The following is a 16,630-nucleotide window of genomic DNA, read 5'->3' as shown; positions in this document are numbered from 1 at the left end:
CTGGAACGATGCCGCCGAAACGAAGCTGCGCGTTTGCAGCGACGCCTTGGTGATGCCCAGCAGGACCGGACGGCCCTCGGCAGGCACGCCATTCTTCGGCAGCTTGGCGTTATATTCCATCATCTCCAGATAATCGAGCTGTTCGCCCGGCAGCAACGTGGTGTCGCCGCCATTGGTGATCTCGACCTTCTGCAGCATCTGGCGAACGATCACTTCGATGTGCTTGTCGTTGATCTTCACGCCCTGCAGACGGTAGACTTCCTGGATTTCGGCGACCAGATATTCGGCCAGTGCCTCGACGCCCATGACGTCCAGGATGTCGTGCGGGTTCGGCGAACCGCTGATCAAGGCGTCGCCGCGCTTGACCTGGTCGCCTTCCTGCACTTCCAGCACCTTCGACTTGGGGATCAGATATTCGATCGGATCGCCTTCTTCCGGAACGATCGCAATCTTGCGCTTCGCCTTGTAATCCTTGACGAATTCAATGCGACCGCTGATCTTGGCGATCACGCTGTTGTCCTTCGGAATGCGCGCTTCGAACAGCTCGGCCACCCGCGGCAGACCGCCGGTGATGTCGCGCGTCTTCGACGCTTCGCGGCTGACACGGGCGAGAACGTCGCCCGCCTGCACCGTCTGACCATCCTCGACCGACAGCATCGTGCCGACCGCGAGCAGATAGCGCGCGGCTTCACCCGATGCATCGTCGAGCAGGGTCAGGCGCGGTTGCAGGTCTTCCTTCTTGGCGCGGCCCGCCGAACGATATTCGATCACGACGCGCTGGGCGATGCCCGTCGCCTCGTCGACCTGCTCGATCAGGGTCTTGGTATCTTCCAGATCCTGATACTTCACGACGCCCTGCTTTTCGGTGATCAGCGGCATAGTGAACGGATCCCATTCGGCAATCCGGTCGCCCTTCTTCACCTTGTCGCCATCCTTGAACAGGATGTGCGCGCCATAAGGCAGCTTGTGCGATGCGCGCTCGCGGCCTTCGCTGTCGATGATCGCGACTTCACCCGAGCGGGCGAGCGCCAGGCGGCGACCGCGCTGATCCACGATCGTCGGCATGTCGCGATATTCGATCGTGCCGTCCGAAATCGCTTCGGCGTTCGACTGCTCGTTGACCTGCGCCGCACCACCGATGTGGAAGGTACGCATGGTCAGCTGAGTGCCGGGTTCACCGATCGACTGGGCGGCGATCACGCCGACCGCTTCACCGATGTTCACCGGGGTACCACGCGCCAGGTCACGGCCATAGCATTTGCCGCACACGCCCAGCACCGCTTCGCAAACCAGCGGCGAACGGATCTTGACCGACTGAACCTCGGCATCTTCGATCTTCTGCGTCGTCGGCTCGTCGAGCAGGGTGCCGACCGGGGCCAGCACGTTGCCGTCCTTGTCGAGCACGTCTTCCAGCGTCGTGCGGCCCAGGATACGCTCGCCCAGCGAGGCGATCGTCGAACCGCCCTGGATGATCGCGCGCATTTCCATGCCGCGGGTCGTACCGCAATCTTCCTCGATCACGACGCAGTCCTGCGACACGTCGACCAGACGGCGGGTCAGATACCCCGAGTTTGCGGTCTTCAGCGCGGTATCGGCCAGACCCTTACGCGCACCGTGGGTCGAGTTGAAATACTCAAGAACGGTCAGACCTTCCTTGAAGTTCGAGATGATCGGCGTTTCGATGATCTCGCCCGACGGCTTGGCCATCAGGCCGCGCATACCGGCGAGCTGCTTCATCTGGGCCTGCGAACCACGGGCACCCGAGTGCGCCATCATGTAGATGGAGTTGATCGGGGCCAGACGGCCCGTTTTCGGATCCTTCGGCTCGGCACGGATTTCGTCCATCATCGCGGTCGCAACCTTGTCGCCGCACTGCGACCACGCGTCGATCGCCTTGTTGTACTTTTCCTGCTGCGTGATCAGGCCATCCTGATACTGCTGCTCGAAATCCTTCACCAAAGCGCGGGTTTCGTCGACCATACCTTCCTTCGACGCCGGGATGATCATGTCATCCTTGCCGAAGGAGATACCGGCCTTGAACGCGTTGCGGAAGCCAAGCGCCATGATGGCGTCGGCGAACAGCACCGTCTCTTTCTGGCCGGTGTGACGATAGACCTGATCGATCACGTCACCGATTTCCTTCTTGGTCAGAAGGCGGTTGACGACGTCGAACGGCACGGTGTGCGACTTCGGCAGGCACTCGCCGATCAGCATACGGCCCGGGGTCGTTTCAAAGCGGCGCAGATATTCATTGCCCTTTTCATCGGTCTGCGGGACGCGGCTGATCACCTTAGTGTGCAGCGTGACCGCACCGATATGCAGCGCCTGATGCACTTCGGCCATATCGGCGAGCAGCATGCCCTCGCCGGGTTCGCCTTCGCGCTCCATCGACAGATAATAGAGGCCCAGCACCATGTCCTGCGAGGGCACGATGATCGGCTTGCCGTTCGCGGGCGACAGGATGTTGTTGGTCGACATCATCAGGACGCGCGCTTCCAGCTGGGCTTCCAGGCTCAGCGGAACGTGAACGGCCATCTGGTCACCGTCGAAGTCGGCGTTGAACGCGGCGCAGACCAGCGGATGCAGCTGGATCGCCTTACCCTCGATCAACACGGGCTCGAACGCCTGAATGCCCAGGCGGTGAAGCGTCGGGGCGCGGTTCAGCAGCACCGGGTGCTCGCGAATGACTTCGTCGAGGATGTCCCAGACTTCCTTGCGTTCCTTTTCGACCCACTTCTTCGCCTGTTTCAGGGTCATCGACAGGCCCTTGGCGTCGAGGCGCGCATAGATGAACGGCTTGAACAGTTCGAGCGCCATCTTCTTCGGCAGGCCGCACTGGTGCAACTTGAGTTCCGGACCGGTCACGATGACCGAACGGCCCGAATAGTCGACGCGCTTGCCGAGCAGGTTCTGACGGAAACGGCCCTGCTTGCCCTTCAGCATGTCGGACAGCGATTTCAGCGGACGCTTGTTGGCGCCGGTGATCGTGCGGCCGCGGCGGCCGTTGTCGAACAATGCGTCAACGGCTTCCTGCAACATGCGCTTTTCGTTGCGGACGATGATGTCCGGCGCGCGCAATTCCATCAGGCGCTTCAAACGGTTGTTACGGTTGATCACGCGGCGATACAGGTCGTTCAAATCCGACGTCGCAAAGCGGCCGCCGTCGAGCGGCACCAGCGGGCGCAGCTCGGGCGGGATGACGGGGACGACTTCCAGGATCATCCACTCGGGACGGTTGCCCGATTCGATGAAGCTTTCGACGACCTTCAGCCGTTTGATGATCTTCTTGGGCTTCAGCTCCGACTTGGTCGTCGCCAGATCTTCCATCAGATCGGCGCGTTCCTGCTCCAGATCAAGGTTTTCGAGCAGGACGCGGATCGCTTCGGCGCCGATGCCGGCCGAAAAGGCGTCTTCGCCATATTCGTCCTGCGCATCGAGCAACTCGTCTTCGGTCAGCAGCTGGAACTTCTCCAGCGGCGTCAGGCCCGGCTCGAGCACGATATAGGCTTCGAAATACAGGACGCGCTCAAGCTGCTTGAGCTGCATGTCGAGCAGCAGGCCGATGCGCGACGGCAGCGACTTCAGGAACCAGATGTGTGCGACCGGCGCGGCCAGCTCGATATGGCCCATGCGCTCGCGGCGGACCTTGGTCACCGTGACTTCGACACCGCATTTTTCGCAGACGATGCCCTTGTATTTCATGCGCTTATATTTGCCGCACAGGCATTCATAATCCTTGATCGGGCCAAAAATACGCGCGCAGAACAGGCCGTCGCGCTCGGGCTTGAACGTGCGGTAGTTGATGGTTTCGGGCTTCTTGATCTCGCCGAACGACCATGAGCGAATCCGCTCGGGGCTCGCGATCCCGATCTTGATCATGTCAAAGGTTTCGGGCTTCGCGACCGGGTTCATGAAGTTGGTAAGCTGGTTCATATTCTAGCTCCACTCTTCCCCCTTCGCGCGGAGCGAAGGGGGTGAGGATAAGATCTTATTCGGCGGCTTCGGGAAGAGCGTCGGGCGCCTCATCGGCGTCGAGATCCGCATGGGACGACAGTTCGACGTTGAGCCCCAGCGAGCGCATTTCCTTGACGAGCACGTTGAAGCTTTCGGGAATGCCGGCCTCGAACGTGTCGTCACCCTTGACGATCGCCTCGTAAACCTTGGTGCGGCCGATCACGTCATCGGACTTCACCGTCAGCATTTCCTGAAGCGTGTACGCGGCGCCATAAGCTTGCAGCGCCCACACTTCCATTTCCCCAAAGCGCTGGCCACCGAACTGCGCCTTACCGCCCAGCGGCTGCTGGGTGACGAGCGAGTAGGGACCGATCGAACGCGCATGGATCTTGTCGTCGACCAGGTGATGCAGCTTCAGGATATACATATATCCCACCGTCACCTTGCGGTCGAACCGGTCGCCGGTGCGGCCGTCGTACAGATCGACCTGACCCGACCGGTCGAGACCGGCCCGTTCCAGCATTTCCGACACATCGGCTTCGCGCGCCCCGTCGAACACCGGGGTCGCGAACGGTACGCCAACCGACAGATTGCTCGCCAGCTCAATGACTTCGTCGGTGCTGCGAGCCTTGATCTCGTCCGCATATTCATCGCCATAGGCATGAAGCAGTGCTTCGCGAACCGCTTCCGGCGGTGCGCCGGCTTCAGGGTCGGGGTTGGCCATGCGCCAGTCTTCCAGCGCTGCCGTGATCTGCTGACCAAAGCCGCGCGAGGCCCAGCCCAGATGCGTTTCGAGGATCTGCCCGACGTTCATGCGCGACGGCACGCCCAGCGGGTTGAGCACGAAATCGACATGCGTGCCATCTTCCAGGAACGGCATGTCTTCGACCGGCAGGATGCGGCTGATGATGCCCTTGTTTCCGTGACGTCCGGCCATCTTGTCGCCCGACTGAAGCTTGCGCTTCACGGCTACGAAAACCTTGACCATCTTGAGTACGCCCGGGGCGAGTTCGTCGCCGCGCTGCAGCTTTTCGACGCGATCTTCATACTTGGCGCTGATGCGCTTGATCGCGTCGTCATACTGCGCCTTGATCGCTTCGAGCGCGGTCTGGCTGTTGTCGTCGACAACCGCCAGCTTCCACCAGTCGCCGCGATCGAGTTCGTTCAGCATTTCTTCGGTGACGACGTCGCCCTTCTTCAGCCCCTTCGGCACCGCGCTGGTCGCTTGACCGATCAGCAGGTCCTTCAGGCTCGAGAAGGTCGCACGGTTGAGGATCGCGCGCTCATCGTCGGCATCCTGCTTCAGACGCTCGATCTCTTCGCGTTCGATCGCAATTGCGCGTTCGTCCTTGTCGATCCCGTGGCGGTTAAAGACGCGGACTTCGACGACGGTGCCCGACACGCCCGGCGGCAGGCGGAGCGAGGTGTCGCGCACGTCGCTGGCCTTTTCGCCAAAGATCGCGCGCAGCAGCTTTTCTTCCGGCGTCATCGGCGATTCACCCTTGGGGGTGATCTTGCCGGCCAGAATGTCGCCCGGGCCGACTTCGGCGCCGATATAGACAATGCCCGCTTCGTCGAGGTTGCGCAGCGCTTCCTCGCCGACGTTCGGGATATCGCGGGTGATATCTTCTGGCCCCAGACGCGTGTCACGCGCGGTGACTTCGAATTCCTCGATGTGGATCGAGGTGAACACGTCGTCCTTCACGATGCGTTCGCTGATGAGGATACTATCCTCATAGTTATAGCCGTTCCACGGCATGAACGCGACGAGCACATTCTTGCCCAGCGCCAGCTCGCCCAGCTCGGTTGACGGACCGTCAGCGATGATGTCGCCGGTGCGGACGATTTCGCCCACCTTCACCAGCGGACGCTGGTTGATGCAGGTGTTCTGGTTCGAACGCTGGAACTTTTGCAGGCGATAGATGTCGACGCCCGACTTGCCGGGTTCGACCATGTCGGTCGCACGGATAACGATACGCGTCGCATCGACCTGGTCGATCACGCCGCCGCGGCGCGCCGCGATGGCAGCGCCCGAGTCACGCGCCACGGTTTCTTCCATGCCAGTGCCGACCACCGGCGCTTCGGCGCGCAGCAACGGCACCGCCTGACGCTGCATGTTCGAACCCATCAGCGCGCGGTTGGCGTCATCATTTTCCAGGAACGGGATCAGCGATGCCGCGACCGAAACCAGCTGCTTCGGCGACACGTCCATCAACGTGATCTGCTCGCGCGGCGCCATCAGGAATTCACCCGCTTCGCGCGCCGAGATCAGCTCGTCGATAAAGCTGCCGTCGGGGTTGAGATCGGCGTTCGCCTGCGCAACCGTGTGCTTCTGCTCTTCCATCGCCGACAGATAGACGACCTCGTTGGTCACCTTGCCGTCGACGATCTTGCGGTACGGAGTTTCGATGAAGCCATATTTGTTCACCCGCGCAAAGGTCGCGAGCGAGTTGATCAGACCGATGTTCGGGCCTTCCGGCGTTTCAATCGGACAGATACGGCCATAGTGGGTCGGGTGAACGTCGCGGACTTCGAAGCCGGCACGCTCACGGGTAAGCCCGCCCGGCCCAAGCGCCGACACGCGGCGCTTGTGGGTAACTTCGGACAGCGGGTTGGTCTGATCCATGAACTGGCTGAGCTGCGACGAACCAAAGAATTCGCGCACCGCGGCAACCGCGGGCTTCGCGTTGATCAGGTCGTTCGGCATGACAGTCGACACATCGACCGAGCTCATGCGTTCCTTCACCGCGCGTTCCATGCGGAGCAGGCCGACGCGATACTGGTTTTCGAGCAGCTCGCCGACCGAACGCACACGGCGGTTGCCGAGGTTATCGATATCGTCGATTTCGCCCTTGCCGTCCTTCAGGTTCACCAGCTCCTTGACGACGGCAAGAATGTCGTCGCTGCGCAGCGTCGTCACCGTGTCCTCGGCGTCGAGACCCAGGCGCATGTTCAGCTTGACGCGGCCCACCGCCGACAGGTCGTAACGCTCGGGGTCAAAGAACAGCCCGCCGAACAACGCTTCCGCGGTTTCGCGCGTCGGCGGCTCGCCGGGGCGCATGACGCGGTAGATGTCCGACAGCGCCTGATCGCGATCTTCGGCCTTGTCGGCCTTCAGCGTGTTGCGGATCCACGGACCCGTGTTGTTGTGGTCGATGTCGAGCAGGACGAGCTTGTCGATCCCCGCCGCGTCGATCTTTTCGAGGTTCTCGGCCGACACTTCGTCGCCAGCTTCGATATAAATCTCGCCGGTCGTCTCGTTGATCAGGTCATAGGCCGAATAGCGGCCAAAGATTTCCTCGGTCGGGATCAACAGCGTGTCGAGCCCGTACTTCGCCGCCTTGTTGGCGAGGCGCGGACTAATCTTGTGACCGGCGGCGAACACGACTTCGCCGGTCTTGGCGTCGACGACGTCGAACGCCGGCTTCGCACCGCGCCAGTTTTCGACCATGAACGGTACGCGCCAGCCATTGGCGGCGCGCTCGAAGACCAGCCGGTCATAGAAATGGTTGAGGATTTCCTCGCCCGTCATGCCCAACGCGTACAGCAGGCTGGTGACCGGCAGCTTGCGCTTGCGGTCGATACGGACGTTGACGATGTCCTTGGCGTCGAATTCAAAATCGAGCCACGAACCGCGGTACGGAATGACGCGGGCAGCGAACAGGAACTTGCCCGACGAGTGGGTCTTGCCGCGGTCATGGTCGAACAGCACACCCGGCGAACGGTGCATCTGCGACACGATAACGCGCTCGGTGCCATTGACGAAGAAGGTGCCGTTACCCGTCATCAGGGGCATGTCGCCCATGTAGACGTCCTGCTCCTTGATATCGAGCACCGAGCGGGTGTCGGTTTCGCTGTCGACCTCAAAGACGATCAGGCGCAGCGTGACCTTCATCGGCGCCGCATAGGTGATGCCGCGCTGGCGGCACTCATCGACGTCGTACTTCGGCGCTTCGAGTTCGTAATGGACGAAGTCGAGCTCGGCGGTGCCGGCGAAATCGCGGATCGGGAACACGCTGCGCAGCGTCTTTTCGAGGCCCGAAACATAACCGATCGACGGATCCGAGCGGAGGAACTGCTCATAGGATTCGCGCTGCACCTCGATCAGGTTGGGCATCTCCACCGCTTCGTGGATATTGCCGAACAGCTTGCGGATGCGCTTGCTCGCGGTTGCTTCGAGGGCTTTGCCCACCGACTTCGCTTTGGTCGCCATAAGTGATTGTCTCGCCTGTCAAAAATCCAAATCGCGGGCGCTCCGACGCGAAAAAAGCCGCAGGCAACCGTTGCCGGTTTACCGCAGCTTTCCAACGCCTGTCGAAATCCCCGCCGACCTATCCGTACAATCCGCTGCGCAAGGCGGACTCTATCTCGAACGATGGGGTGTGACGCGGATATAGGTTTGGGGGGGCGAAGTGTCAACGGGTGGATCGGGCGCGGGTGATTTCGCTGGGCTGATTAAGAGTGTTTTGCTGCCTTCATCCTTCGTCATCCCGGACTTGATCCGGGATCCAAGACGACAGTGCAGCAATGGATCCTGGATCAAGTCCGGGATGACGATGAGGAGAAATCCTCCCTGTCGCGAAGCGATGGGAAGGGTGGAGGGGCCGCGACGGGTGCGTCATCGCCTCTCCGTCAGTCCTGCGGACTGCCACCTCCCCATGGCTACGCCACGGGGAGGATCGAGACTCGCCCGTCACCTCCCAACAGAAAAAGGGACGCGGCCATCGCTGGCCCCGCCCCTTTTCCGTGGATCCCGCCGACAGGCTGGGAAACTCAAACTACCTGGAAGCAAGCCGCATCGGGCTTGCTTTCGCCGCCCACTGGATGCTCTCGCTGCCGCCCATCGCGCGGATGAAACAGGTCTGACCCTGCGCCTTCAGCTCGCGGCACAGATTGGTTGCGTCGGCGCGCGTCGCCAGCCCGTTCACGGTCAGGCGATAAAAAGTACGGCCCTTGACCGTCGCGGCGTGGCTCGATGCCGGAAAGTTGGCCAAGACGCGGTTTCGCTTTTTCAGACCACCCCATTTTTCCTTGGCAATGCCCAGGCTGTCATAGGCGCCCAGTTGCACCGCCCAGCCAGTCGGCTTCTTGGCGTTGAACGCCATCGCCTTGGGGATCAGCACGGTTGCCAGTTCCAGCGCCTGTTGCTGCGCCGGCCGGATGCGTCCCTCGCCCGCGACGCGCGGAGCGGCCCGGTAAGGCGCGGCGTCGGCCATGATCACGTCGCTCACGGCCTTCGGCTGCGGCAATTCGGTGACCGGCACGACGCCATCGGCATTACGCTCGGGCATCGGCAGTTCGATGCTGCGAATGGCGCTGCTGGCGTCGGCCAAAACCGGCGGCGGCGGCGCATAAGCGGCCACGGGAGCCGGATCGGCGCTAGCCAGTTCGACGGGGGTGTCAACGGCCGCCATCTGCGTCTCGCCAAAATTGCTCAGCGCCAGGCGAACCGGCATCCCGGCATCCTGCTGCGCCTTGGTGCCGATCAGGCTCGCGACGCGCAGCTGCGCGTTCGGCGTTTCGGCCAGTTTCGACCATTCGGTCATCCGCGCTTCCAACTTGGCAGGCGACAGGTCTTGCGACGCCAGGATTTGCGCCTGGGCCCAGCGACCCGACAGGGCAAAGGCCAGCGCCAGATTCTGCCGCGTCCGCGCATTCGCACCGGGCGCCCGCGCCGCATCGGTCAGCACATAGATCGCGCCTTCATGATCCCCGGCCAGCGCCAGCGCCAGCCCGATGTCCGATGCCGGCACCGTGTCGCGGTGCGCCTGAAGCAGCGAAATCGCCTCGGCGCCCTTGCCTTGCGCAATCTGCGCCAGCGTCAGCGCGATGATCGTGTTGCTGTCGGTCGCACCCAATTCCGTCGCTTCGGTCAGCGCCGAAGTGGCCGATGCAAAGCGGCCGTCGTTCAGATAAGCCTGCCCCAGCAGCGCCCGATAGCTCGCGTCGCGCGGGCTTGCCGCAACCGCGGCTTCGGCCAGGCCGACCGCCTTGCTGACTTTCCCGGCTTCGAGCGCGGCGCGCGCCTGATCCGCCGATTTGGCGGCAACCGCGGGCTGGCCGGCGGCGCGCGACGGCGCATCGGCCATCGCGCCCATTCCGCTGCATCCGGTGGCCACGCTCAGCACAAGGCCCGAAACGGCGAGGTTCATCAGCAATTTGCGGTTCATCTTATGGTCCCCTCTGGACTGGTTCAGCGCGGCATCGTCTGGCGCGTCGGACGGGCTGCCGGCAGGCGGCTCGCCATCGCGTCGATTTCGGGCAGCGTTGTCAGATATTCGTCGAGCAAATCGGTCAGGATCACCTGCGACGACCGGTTGGTCACTGCACTTGCAAGGCGCAGACGCAGATGACGTTCGGCATCGAGGCGGAGCGTGAAGGCCGCTTTTTCGCGCGCGCGCAGCGCACGCGGCGCCTTTTCCTTCTTCGCCTTCGGCTCGGGCCGCGCCTCGACCTTGCGCGCCACGGCGGCGACGCGATCGATCAGCGATTCCTGCTGGCGGACGATTTCGGGAACTTCGTGCGCTTCGGCTTCAAAGGCGTCGGCGCCATAATCTTGCGCGGCATAATCCTCAGCCACCGCATCGGTCAACTCGTGGCCAACACTATCCTCAAGCGCCTGTTCGGCCTCGACATTATGCGCCAGCACCGACCCGGTGAGCAAAGGCTTGAGGTCGAGCATCCGTGCGGGTTCACCCGACTGATCGGGATCGACGTCATAGCCCATGTCGTTCCAGCCCAGGTCGTCATAACCGGCGGCGTTGGTGGGTGCGGGGCCGCTGCCCAGCGGCTGACGGCGCATGGCGGGCCGTGCGCCGCCCTTGCGGGCCAGCAGTCCGGCGCTCAGCGAAGCGAGGGGTTTGGGTTCGCCCATGGTTCCGATCCCTCCCGTCACTGGCCAGCGATGCGGCGGCCAAAGCCACCGCCCATCGGACGAACCGCGCCATAATTGCCCTGCGTCGGGATCGGCGCGGCAAAAATAGTGCGGCGGAAATTCTTTTCGAGCCGGTCGCTCATATAGGTCCACAGCTGGCGGATCTCTTCGGCAGAGCGGCCATTGGGATCGACCTCCATCACCGTGCGGCCGTCGATCATCGACGCGGCATAATCGGTACGGTGGTGCAAGGTAATCGGGGCGACGGTGCCATGCTGTGACAGTGCAACCGCGGCTTCGCTGGTAATCTTGGCCTTGGGCGTTGCGCCGTTGACGACGAACACCAGCGGCTTGCCGGCGCGTTCGCAAAGATCAACGGTGGCGCCGACGGCGCGCAGATCATGCGGGCTGGGACGGGTCGGGACAACAATCAGTTCGGCGACCGAAATCACGCTCTGGATCGCCATGGTGATGGCGGGCGGCGTGTCGATGACCGCCAGTTTAAAGCCTTGCTGGCGCAGGATTTCCAGGTCGGACGCAAGCCGCGCCACGGTGGTCTGGGCAAAAGCCGGTAGGTCGGTCTCGCGCTCGTTCCACCAATCGGCAAGCGAGCCTTGCGGATCGATGTCGATCAGCACGACCGGACCGGCGCCCGCAAGCTGTGCCTGTACCGCGAGATGCCCCGAGAGGGTCGTCTTGCCCGACCCGCCTTTTTGTGAAGCCAATGCCAAAACGCGCACAGCTGTCCCCCTGAAAAACCACGAATTGGCGGTGGAATGCCATGCAGGGCGCTAAAATTGAGTTAACGATGATAAAAACAAGGTGAACGGCTTGCTCGCCACCATGGTTAACAAGGCCAAAACGGTAACCTGTGCCGAAATGGATCAGATATGCTAACTGGCGCAGGTTGCTAACGCGGTGTTAGCCAATTCCCGCTATAAAAGCATTGGGGACTGCAGCGATGCAAGTCATTGGAGAAGTAAATGCGACCTTTCCGCACCGCCGTTTCGCTGGCGCTGCCGCTGATTGCGGCAATGATGCTGACCGCGCCGGCCCATGCCGATGTCAAGGACGGCGTCGACGCCTGGCAAGCCGGTGATTATCAGGGCGCCGTCGCCCAGTGGCGCCCCGCCGCGCTCGCGGGCGATGCCGATGCGCAGTTCAACCTGGGACAGGCGTATAAGCTTGGCCGCGGCGTTCCCACCGATCTGGCGCAGGCCGAGGCCTGGTACCGCCGCGCCGCCAAACAGGGGCATTTGCAGGCCGAGGACAATCTCGGCCTCGTCCTGTTCACCGCCAACCGCCGCGACGAAGCGATGCCGTTCATCCTGCGCTCGGCCGAACGCGGCGAACCGCGGGCACAATATGTCCTTGGCACCGCGCACTTCAACGGTGACCTCGCCGCGCAGGACTGGCCGCGCGCCTATGCGCTGACCAAGCGCGCCAGCGACGCCGGACTCGGCATCGCGTCGGCGCGCCTCGCCCAGCTCGACAGCCTCATCCCGCTCGACCAGCGCCAGCGCGGCCTCGCGATGCTGCCCGAGATTGAAAAGAATGAAGCGCGCGCGCGTTTGGCCGCAGTCACCGCCGCTGCGCCGCCAGCCGCGAAACCCGCACCAACCTCCCCGGTCAAAACCGCCAGCCTGCCCGCCTCGGTTCCCGGCGCCAGCTATACGTCGCCGCCGGTGATCGCGACCCCGGCGCCCTCAACACCCGCGGCCAAGGCCGCCACGATCGCCGCCGTCGAAGCCACCGCGGCTGCCGACGCCGCCAAGGGCAAACCCGGCACGACCTACGCGCCGCCGCCCGCTGCGGCCAAAGCCAAACCGCCCGTCAACAACGCGCCCATCGCTGTCCGCGAAACCCCGACCCCGGCGCGTGCTACCGGCGGCAACAGCCCCTGGCGCGCGCAGCTCGGCGCCTTCGGGGTCGAGGGCAACGCGCGCAACCTCTGGACGGCACTCGGCAAAAAACACCCCGCCGTCGCCGCGCGCCAGCCGATCTACCTCAAGACCGGCAAGGTAACCCGCCTCCAGACCGGCGGCTTTGCCAACAAAGGCGAAGCCAACAACTTCTGCGCCGCGCTCAGCAAGAGCGGACAGGCCTGTCTGGTGGTGGATAAGTAGCAACAAATCCTCCCTGTCGCGCAGCGATGGGGAGGTGGCAGCGCGAAGCGCTGACGGAGGGGCAATAGCGCAACGTCGCCGCCCCTCCACCATCGCCTGCGGCGACGGTCCCCCTCCCCATCGCTACGCGACAGGGAGGATTAAAAACTAGCTACTCCGCCTTCTCCGCCGCCAACCGCTTCGCCAGCGCCTGACGCGACCGCTCAGCATAGGCCCGGCACGCCCCCGGCTTCGCATTATACCGCCCCTCGCCGGCATTATCGGGATGCGCCGAAATCAGGATGTCGCACGCCAGCGCCTCCATCGTCCGCCAGCTTTGCGCAAAGGCCGCCACGAACGGCGCCCCTGCGGCGCTGCTGAACCTGTAATCGTCCGCCGACACCGGATTCAGGCTCGACGCAAACACCACAGCTTTGCACGCCGCACCCTCGCACGCCCGCCAGCTCCAACTCATGCTCCCCATCGTATGCCCCGGCGTCGCGTGGGCGGTTATCCCCACCTTGCCCAGCGTCAGCACCTCCCCGTCCGCCATCACGCGCATCGGCGTGGTCACCGCGGGCCAGCTGCCACCATAGGCCAGCTGCGGATCGTCGGCAGCGTGCCGCCCCGTCCGCAGCCCCTCAACCCCGCGCGCGCTCGCCACCACCGTCGCACCGGTGTCGCGCGCCAGCGCCGCGAGCCCGCCGGCATGATCGAAATGCGGCTCGGTGCTCAGAATAAATTTGATGTCTTTGGGGTCGAACCCCAGTTGGCGAACATTGGCGAGGATCGCGGGCGCCGCTTGCGGCAAGGCGCCGTCGACCAGCACCAGTCCCGCGCCGGTGTCGATCAATGCCACGCTCATCCCGCCGAACCCGACCAGATAGCTGTTGCCATAAATTTTCTCCGGCGAGGCCGGCGCCAGCCATTCAGCCGACCGCGACGTCGTGATCGGCTGGATCAGCGGATCCACCGCCGGAACCGGCGCCCCGCTCGCCGCGGCAAGCCACGCCAACAGACTGATTGCTTCGAACATTATCGTCTCCTTCGCGGCCAAATTGCCAAGTCGAACGGCACCCGACAAAGCATCATTTCTCGACAAAGCCATGAGAATTTCTCATAAATTTCGTCATCCCGGACTTGATCCGGGATCCACAAGCGGCCCCCGCATGGACCCCGGATCAAGTCCGGGGTGACAAGGCGAGACAGGTCTGGATATTAGAGGCCCAATGGACCGCGCCCAGCTTCCGCTCAACGCCCTGCGCGCCTTCGACGCTGCCGCGCGCCACCTCAATTTCACCCGCGCCGCCATCGAACTGTGCGTCAGTCAGGGCGCGGTCAGCCATCAGGTGGCACAGCTCGAACGCCGCCTCGGCACCCGCCTGTTCTACCGCCTGCCGCGCGGCCTCGCGCTCACTGACGAGGGCCAGGCGCTCGTCCCCGTCGTTGCCGACGCCTTCGACCGCGTCGCCGCGACGCTGGACCAATATAGCGACGGCCGCTTCCGCGAGGTGCTGAAAGTCGGCGTCGTTGGCACCTTCGCCACCGGCTGGCTGCTTCCGCGCCTCGACGCCTTCGCCCGCGCGCATCCGGGCATCGACCTGCGCATCTCGACCAACAACAACCGCGTCGACCTCGCGGGTGAGGCGCTCGATTTTGCGATCCGTTTCGGCGACGGCGCCTGGCACGGCACCCACGCCGAACCGCTGCTCGCCGCGCCGCTGACCCCGCTCTGCACTCCCGTCATCGCCGCGCGGCTCAAGACGCCCGCTGACCTGATCCCCGAACGCCTGCTCCGCACATACCGCGCCGAAGAATGGGCGCTGTGGTTCGCCGCCGCGGGCGTCCCCGCCCCGATGCTGCGCGGCCCGATGTTCGACAGCTCGGCGCTGATGGCGAGCGCCGCCGCCGCAGGCCAGGGCATAGCTCTAGCGCCGCCCGCGATGTTCACCCGCGAGCTCGCCGCCGAACTGCTCGTCCAGCCCTTCGAGGTGGAGATCAACGCCGGCCGCTACTGGCTCACCCGTCTGATGTCGCGAGCGGAGAGTGATGCGATGGCGCGGTTCCGCGGGTGGCTGACCGATGAAATGGCGTCGGCCGCCACCTCGGCGCCCCCGTCCGACGCGCCATAACGCCAACCCGCCCGTCCACGGCGCCGATCAATGCCCTTCGAGCGTCGCCCACGCCTTGCTGAAATCCATATCCGCCAGCGCTTCGGGTGATATCCAGAAACTCGCCTCGCCGACATCGCCGAACATCCATCCCAGTCCGGCATCACTGGCCAGGTTTAGCAGGCACACCGTCGGATCATCAGTCTCGCGTGCCTGCTGCGACGACGGCGCATGACCGAGCAGCTGGGAGTATTGGATGCCCCACGCCGAATCGCCCTGAAAATGCGGCGCCAGCACGTCGTAGACGGTGGAGGAGATCAGCCGTGCTTTCTGCCGATCATGGGCAAAGCTGCGAACCGCTGCTTTCGCGGCCTCCAGCATCCAGTCGGCGACCGCATAATCCAGCGGCACCTGGGCATCCCCGCGCTGCATCGACGTCGCCCAGCGCCGGAAATCGTCGCGCTCTGCCGCCGGAACCGGCGCCGCAGGATCGGCCGCATCGGCGATGGCGATCCACCTTGTCGCCGCCGCGATCCGCGCATCGGCATCCTTGATATTTTTGCGCGCGGTCGGCCGCGCCAATCCGACACGCAACGCGCGGCAGAAAAAGCCGACATGGACCCAGCGGTCGGGCCACACCTGGCTGCCGCTATCCTCTTGCAGGATGCGCATCGCGAGCTTGGTGTTGCGGAAATAGGGTTCGCCCGTCTTGGGCCGCGGCCGGGCAAAACCGGTTGCTGCATAAAAGGCGTCGGCGCGCTTGACGTCCAGCTGGTCTTGGTATGCATCCCACAGCTGCGCGCGATCGGCCTCCTGCTGCTGCGCCTGCTTGTCTTTGTTGACCAGCGCCAACAGCCGCGACCGCCAGCCCGCCCCCTCATGTCCCGCGCCAAATTCATCGCCGGTCAGCGCGCTCGCGTCGGGCCATGTATCGATCCGCCGCAATTCGATCGGCCATTCGACATGGACATTCGGCCCCCTCTCCCCCTCCAACAAAAACGGCCGCCAGTTGCCTTGCGGATAATCGCCGCCGATCGGCGGCAAATCGGGCGGTGCCGGACGGGCGGGATCGTCGCCGACCGCGTCCGGCGCATGGATCACCCGCCACGCCTTGTCGCCGACATAATCTTCACCCCAGATCTGCTCGTCATCGTCGCGCCCAAAAAAGAACAACATGCCGCGATCGGGCAAGGCGCAGGGAAACGGCAATGCGCCGCAATCGATCTGCGCCAGAAAATGCAGCGGCGTCCCGTCTTTCATCCGCGGCCAGTCGATCGCTCTGGGCAGCGCGGGCAGGCCCCCGAACCGGCTCTTCGTCGCGGCGGCCGCGGACGGCGGATAAGGCCGGTGCAACAACACCGCCTCGCTGCGATGCCGCGCGAAGATTTCGGCAATTTTTGTGACCGAATCCATAAGCTTCTCCCCCACGCATCGTTTCACATTTTTCAGCGCATCGGCAAGCGGCTTGGGTTGCTAGCTCCGCCTTGGGGTAGAAAGCGGCCCCCATATCGTCGTCATCCCGGACGTGATCCAGGATCCATACGACGGCTACGCTCATGGATGCCGGATCAGGTCCGGCATGATGA

General features: G+C 63.8%; 9 protein-coding genes. 2 read left to right on the top strand and 7 right to left on the bottom strand.

What is annotated here, in order from left to right; genetic code table 11:
• From rpoC to VGN68_RS19745, 5 genes are all read right to left on the bottom strand, one after another.
• Positions 1-3,933, bottom strand: a 3,933-nt coding sequence (rpoC, locus tag VGN68_RS19765) for a DNA-directed RNA polymerase subunit beta' (protein WP_327479312.1), incomplete at its 3' end; no start/stop codon positions are given.
• Between the two features lie 55 nt (positions 3,934-3,988).
• A complete protein-coding gene (rpoB, locus tag VGN68_RS19760; protein ID WP_327479310.1) occupies positions 3,989-8,167 on the bottom strand; it encodes a DNA-directed RNA polymerase subunit beta in 4,179 nt (1,392 codons plus the stop codon).
• Positions 8,168-8,732: 565 nt separating this feature from the next.
• Positions 8,733-10,124: an SPOR domain-containing protein gene (locus VGN68_RS19755; RefSeq protein WP_327479308.1), complete on the bottom strand. Its 1,392-nt coding sequence runs from the start codon at positions 10,122-10,124 to the stop codon at positions 8,733-8,735.
• A 23-nt stretch (positions 10,125-10,147) separates the two neighbouring features.
• Positions 10,148-10,828, bottom strand: a complete 681-nt coding sequence (locus tag VGN68_RS19750) for a hypothetical protein (protein ID WP_327479306.1) — start codon at positions 10,826-10,828, stop codon at positions 10,148-10,150.
• A gap of 17 nt (positions 10,829-10,845) precedes the next feature.
• A complete protein-coding gene (locus VGN68_RS19745) occupies positions 10,846-11,568 on the bottom strand; it encodes a ParA family protein (RefSeq protein WP_088443538.1) in 723 nt (240 codons plus the stop codon).
• A gap of 243 nt (positions 11,569-11,811) precedes the next feature.
• Between VGN68_RS19745 and VGN68_RS19740 the strand changes: the two genes are divergently transcribed.
• Positions 11,812-12,954: an SPOR domain-containing protein gene (locus tag VGN68_RS19740; RefSeq protein ID WP_327479301.1), complete on the top strand. Its 1,143-nt coding sequence runs from the start codon at positions 11,812-11,814 to the stop codon at positions 12,952-12,954.
• Positions 12,955-13,105: 151 nt separating this feature from the next.
• Here the strand turns inward: VGN68_RS19740 and bla are convergent, their stop codons facing one another.
• Positions 13,106-13,969, bottom strand: coding sequence for a subclass B3 metallo-beta-lactamase (gene bla / locus VGN68_RS19735; RefSeq protein ID WP_327479299.1), 864 nt, complete (start codon positions 13,967-13,969; stop codon positions 13,106-13,108).
• A 193-nt stretch (positions 13,970-14,162) separates the two neighbouring features.
• Here bla and VGN68_RS19730 point away from each other — a divergent pair, with 193 nt between their 5' ends.
• Positions 14,163-15,065, top strand: coding sequence for a LysR family transcriptional regulator (locus VGN68_RS19730; protein ID WP_327479297.1), 903 nt, complete (start codon positions 14,163-14,165; stop codon positions 15,063-15,065).
• 27 nt (positions 15,066-15,092) lie between these two features.
• On the opposite strand, the gene VGN68_RS19725 is transcribed toward VGN68_RS19730, so the two are convergent.
• A complete protein-coding gene (locus VGN68_RS19725; protein ID WP_327479295.1) occupies positions 15,093-16,457 on the bottom strand; it encodes a DUF1963 domain-containing protein in 1,365 nt (454 codons plus the stop codon).
• Positions 16,458-16,630 lie beyond the last annotated feature (173 nt).

It is taken from the genome of Sphingopyxis sp. (assembly GCF_035998965.1).
In the GTDB taxonomy this organism is placed as follows: Bacteria; Pseudomonadota; Alphaproteobacteria; order Sphingomonadales; family Sphingomonadaceae; genus Sphingopyxis.
This window is presented reverse-complemented; position numbering and strand designations above follow the sequence as displayed.

What these genes read in the sequence shown, in the direction of transcription:
- rpoB (WP_327479310.1), bottom strand. Translation starts at nt 8,167, where the DNA reads ATGGCGACCAAAGCGAAGTCGGTGGGCAAAGCCCTCGAAGCAACCGCG.
- VGN68_RS19755 (WP_327479308.1), bottom strand. Translation starts at nt 10,124, where the DNA reads ATGAACCGCAAATTGCTGATGAACCTCGCCGTTTCGGGCCTTGTGCTG.
- VGN68_RS19750 (WP_327479306.1), bottom strand. Translation starts at nt 10,828, where the DNA reads ATGGGCGAACCCAAACCCCTCGCTTCGCTGAGCGCCGGACTGCTGGCC.
- VGN68_RS19740 (WP_327479301.1), top strand. Translation starts at nt 11,812, where the DNA reads ATGCGACCTTTCCGCACCGCCGTTTCGCTGGCGCTGCCGCTGATTGCG.
- bla (WP_327479299.1), bottom strand. Translation starts at nt 13,969, where the DNA reads ATGTTCGAAGCAATCAGTCTGTTGGCGTGGCTTGCCGCGGCGAGCGGG.
- VGN68_RS19730 (WP_327479297.1), top strand. Translation starts at nt 14,163, where the DNA reads ATGGACCGCGCCCAGCTTCCGCTCAACGCCCTGCGCGCCTTCGACGCT.
- VGN68_RS19725 (WP_327479295.1), bottom strand. Translation starts at nt 16,457, where the DNA reads ATGGATTCGGTCACAAAAATTGCCGAAATCTTCGCGCGGCATCGCAGC.